Genomic DNA, 1762 nt, shown 5'->3' with positions numbered 1-1762 from the left:
CTTTTTGGACCTTATCGAAAGAAGAATTTACAGTACTTTTTCCCCATTCAGGATCACCTTATTGGGAATGTTACTGTTTAAACGAAGACACGTGGAACAGTTAGCGGTGCGAACTAAAAAAATCGCAGGAGATTTAGGGTGTATCTGGGTTCCAATTCATCAGATGTTTGATGATACTGTGAAGTTGCGTGAGCCGGAATATTGGTTTTGGACAACGGTATCCATCCCACCGAAAACGGACATGGACTCATTGCAAGAATGGATGGATACTATGGACGTTAATTTATCCGGTTATTTTACATAATATAGTCAATTGCTTTAGAGCGTGTTATAAAATTGCTTTCTGGCAGCTGTGCGTCATACTTTGTAGGAGATTTGTCCCGGATGAAGGGCACGTAGCGGGCTATGTAACCTGAATTCGGGGCAAATATACCGCAGAGTGGGGCGTGCAGATGGCGGGAAAGAATTCTCTTCATCAGAATACCATTGTTCTAATGCAATAGGATCAAACTTTGTTGGATTAATCACAATAGCATCCCTCTTTATTATTTCAAAAACAGAGGGATTATTCATTAAAAATATGTGCGTTGTAGAACTAGGGCAATATAGAAAGGCCTGCCGGTTAATACCAAATTTCAGCCTTTTTAATATCAAATAAGAAGTTCACCATCTACGGTTTTGCGGCAAGTTTCTTTTGGAGCGGATTCGTCCGATTTGGATGAGAATGAGCTTTACCCTACTCATAGCCCAGATGCCATATCTGGGCTATATTTAACATCATTAATGCTTTTATTATATAGTTTAGGGAAAAAGCAGTTAGTAAATCGTAAAAAATAGCACAAATTAGAATATTTTTCCACTCCAATAAAAAACACTGGTTGATATAATGATAATAGAATAGAAATGTATGCAGCGGGGATATAGAAAATGCCTGCTTTGTGGCCGTTGCTATTAATCACAGAAATTGGAAAGCAATAAACCAATCTTCAGAGAAAGGGAAAGTGGATGAAAAAACTAAAGAATATGGGGCTTGCCAGGAAGTTTTCTGTCACAATGTTATTCAGCCTGATACTGCCACTGGTACTTCTTTTCAGTATCATGAACAGTGTTATTGCCAGAGAATTTATGGAGAAGCAATATGAAAAGGAGCTGGAAGTATTAAAACAGTCGAAGCCCAGCCTGGAAAATGTGCTGGAGGATACTCAGACTTTATCGAGAAATATTGTGGGAAACAAAGAAATTCAGGCATTGTTGGAGGTATATGAGAAGTCAGGTGTGGTGAATGAGGAGACCCTGAGCAGAGCTAAAGTTTACATTGAAGAAATGATCTATACGAAGCGATATATTTCCTCCCTGTCTCTATTCACCAAAGGAAAGACCCTGTATCAGTATGGAGGATATTATAAGAGCGAAGATATCTTTGAATTGCCGGAGCTGGAAAAGGAGCTGGTCGAACTGGATGGAAAACCCATGTGGGATTCTGCCAGAATGCATGGGGGATATATGGCTGGAAAAGGGAACTGGCCCGTGGTGTCTGTATACCGTATTATCAATCATCTGTATCGTCTGACTCCTGTTGGAGCAGAAAGAATCAGTATTAGTGAAGAATACCTTTGCTCGTTATATGCGTCTGCGGAGCCATCAGAAGAAGAGCAGGCATACATATTTGATGAAGATGGAAGAATTGTCTCTGCCAGAGAAAAAGAATTGCTAACAGAGAATGTTTCAAAAGAGATTATAGACAGAGCAATTGGACAGGATG

The 1762-nt window shown here is 39.7% G+C and carries 3 protein-coding genes; 2 read left to right on the top strand and 1 reads right to left on the bottom strand.

The annotated features are described in order from the left end of the window. Nucleotides 1–304: hypothetical protein (locus tag ACH2DQ_RS26935; RefSeq protein WP_395028680.1), on the top strand; the 304-nt coding region annotated here is incomplete at its 5' end. Here ACH2DQ_RS26935 and ACH2DQ_RS26930 read toward each other — a convergent pair. Then, complete coding sequence (locus ACH2DQ_RS26930; protein WP_395028679.1) at nucleotides 297–476, bottom strand: DUF6783 domain-containing protein; 180 nt, start codon at nucleotides 474–476, stop codon at nucleotides 297–299. The two genes, ACH2DQ_RS26935 and ACH2DQ_RS26930, sit on opposite strands and share 8 nt — an antisense overlap. 529 nt (nucleotides 477–1005) lie before the next feature. On the opposite strand from ACH2DQ_RS26930, the gene ACH2DQ_RS26925 reads away from it, so the two are divergent. Continuing rightward, the coding region (locus tag ACH2DQ_RS26925) for a cache domain-containing protein (protein WP_395028678.1) at nucleotides 1006–1762 on the top strand (757 nt) is incomplete at its 3' end.

This window comes from Robinsoniella sp. (assembly GCF_034124845.1).
This window is presented reverse-complemented; position numbering and strand designations above follow the sequence as displayed.